The sequence below is a fragment of the Enterobacter sp. 50793107 genome (genome assembly GCF_001463365.1).
Classification (GTDB): Bacteria; Pseudomonadota; Gammaproteobacteria; order Enterobacterales; family Enterobacteriaceae; genus Enterobacter; species Enterobacter cloacae.
The window spans coordinates 1-2,438 of record NZ_LNII01000148.1 but is presented as its reverse complement, the minus strand read 5'-3'; the positions used below and the strand labels follow the sequence as shown (position 1 = coordinate 2,438).

The window sequence follows — 2,438 nt, the reverse complement described above, 5'->3', positions numbered from 1 at the left end:
CCGCGACCGTAACCTGCGTATCTTCCAGGGGCAGACGGTGCCGCAGATTGTGAAAACCCTGCTGGGCGAGCATCAGGTCAACGTGGAAGATAAGCTCACCGGCAGCTACCGGGTGTGGGACTACTGCGTCCAGTATCAGGAGTCGAGTCTCGACTTTATCAGCCGCCTGATGGAGCTGGAGGGAATAGCGTATTACTTCAGCCACGAGGCCGACAAACACACCCTGGTGCTCACCGACGCCGCCACGCAGCATCAGCCGTTCAGCGGTTACGAGGTCATCCCCTATCACCAGACGCCGTCCGGCGGCAGCACGGACGAAGAGGGCATCAGCCAGTGGGCGCTGGAGGACAGCGTCACGCCGGGCATTTACAGCCTCGACGACTACGACTTCCGCAAGCCGAACGCGTGGCTGTTCCAGGCGCAGCAGAACCCGGCGTCGCCGAAGCCGGGCAGCATTGACGTGTACGACTGGCCTGGGCGCTTTGTGGAGACCGGGCATGCGGAGTTCTACGCCCGCATTCGCCAGGAGCGCTGGCAGGTGGAGCATCAGCAGATTCAGGCCACGGCCACGGCGGCGGGTATTGCGCCGGGCCACACCTTCACCCTGACCAACGCACCGTTCTTCAGCGATAACGGTGACTATCTGGTGACGGCGGCCGGGTATCATCTGGAAGAGAACCGCTATGCCAGCGGCGAAGGGGAGACCATTCACCGTATCGATTTCACGGTTATCCCGGCGTCGGTGTCGTTCCGTCCGGCGCAGTCCACGGCGTGGCCGCGCACCTACGGCCCGCAGACGGCGAAGGTTGTCGGGCCGCAGGGAGAAAGCATCTGGACGGACAAATACGGCCGCGTGAAGGTGAAATTCCACTGGGACCGTCTGGCAAAAGGGGACGACACCAGCTCCTGCTGGGTGCGTGTGTCGAGCGCCTGGGCGGGCCAGGGTTACGGCGGGGTGCAGATCCCGCGCGTGGGCGATGAGGTGGTGGTGGACTTTATCAACGGTGACCCGGACCGTCCGATTATCACCGGGCGCGTGTACAACGATGCCAGCATGCCACCGTGGGCGCTGCCGGCGGCGGCGACGCAGATGGGCTTTATGAGCCGCACGAAAGATGGCTCCGTGGATAATGCCAACGCCCTGCGGTTTGAGGACAAGGCGGGTGCGGAACAGGTGTGGCTCCAGGCCGAGCGCAATCTCGATATCAACGTCAAAAATGATGAATCGCATGCCACGGAAAAAAATCGAACCCAATATGTGGGAGAGGATGAAACCTTACGGGTGGCAAAAAATCAGAAGGCAGGGGTTAAAGGGGATGTGGTCTGCCTGACGGGCAACAGCCGCAGCGATAAAGTTGTTAATAACTTTATTATTTCAGCGGGCAATACGTTGAGGCTGGAGTGTGGTGAAAGCGCCATTGAATTATCAAAAGACGGGAGCGTGAATATCATTGGCAATAACTTTAACTTTACCGCAAAACAGAGTGCACAAATAAACACGCTTTCCGGGGAACTGCATCTTAACCCTGCTGATGGCAGCAATGCCATCGATGCGCCAGGGGCATCCCACCAGACGGCAATCCAGCAGGAAGTGGATGGTTTTTTTGTGTTCAATGCCAATAAGTAAGCATATTCAGCCTGCCACACAACCGGCAATCCCGTTACCGTAAGGCGACGGGAGGTGCATGTGTTGGTGGGCAAAAGAGGCATATTGAAATGAACTGGTTTTTCTTTTTTTTCTTTTTGATCCTCACACTTGCGCTTATCTGGAATAACAATAACCTGTTTAATAAGAAACAATGGATCAATACGGGTCTGATACTGGTACTTGTCCTGCTTTCTACAGTCGGCATTGGTTTTCTTTTGAAATGGCTGGCTCAGTCATTTTCATTATTTCCGGTCGCGGTGGCTAAACACTACTCCATCATCATATCTATGTCTCTCCTGTGCGTCTGGGGTATGAAATTTACCGCCGTTTTGCTATGCACAATATTGTCTGGTGTTATGGTGGGGCATAAAAAATACAACGCTCCGAATTATGAAAAAATTTCCCGGGTCACACACACCGTAGCGCCGCCCCTGTTTATCTTTGCCAAACTCCTTCTCTCGTTGGGGTGTGTCCTTATGTTTTCAGGTTTGTGGCTTAAGTAAGCGTTGCAATTAACGCTGCATCGAGGCTGCTGAAACTAAGATGTTGCATTTACGGAATAACGATTATGCTCAACCGAATTACCGTCCAGCTCCCCGTCGAGGGGCTGCTTTTCTGGAAACTCTCCGGCCGCGAGGCGATGTCCGAGTCGTTCGCCCTGATGCTGACCCTGCTCGGCACGGATGCGCGTATCGACCGCAGCAAACTGCTGGGCCAGCCGGTCACGGTGACCATCCCCACCCAGAACCTGCTTACCCCGCGCTACATCAACGGTAAAGTCACGCGCGTG

The 2,438-nt window shown here is 55.8% G+C and carries 3 protein-coding genes; all 3 read left to right on the top strand.

Going from position 1 to position 2,438, the window contains the following annotated elements; translation table 11 throughout:
- Window positions 1-1,627, top strand: a 1,627-nt coding sequence (tssI, locus tag APU11_RS19250) for a type VI secretion system tip protein TssI/VgrG (protein ID WP_060578702.1), incomplete at its 5' end; no start/stop codon positions are given.
- Between the two features lie 89 nt (window positions 1,628-1,716).
- Window positions 1,717-2,151 (top strand): hypothetical protein, encoded by a 435-nt coding sequence (locus APU11_RS19245; protein WP_038986370.1) that lies wholly within the window; start codon window positions 1,717-1,719, stop codon window positions 2,149-2,151.
- Between the two features lie 65 nt (window positions 2,152-2,216).
- Window positions 2,217-2,438, top strand: a 222-nt coding sequence (locus tag APU11_RS19240; RefSeq protein WP_239691337.1) for a contractile injection system protein, VgrG/Pvc8 family, incomplete at its 3' end; no start/stop codon positions are given.

Excerpts from the sequence above, each read along its gene's own strand:
- APU11_RS19245 (WP_038986370.1), top strand. The coding sequence starts at position 1,717 with ATGAACTGGTTTTTCTTTTTTTTCTTTTTGATCCTCACACTTGCGCTT.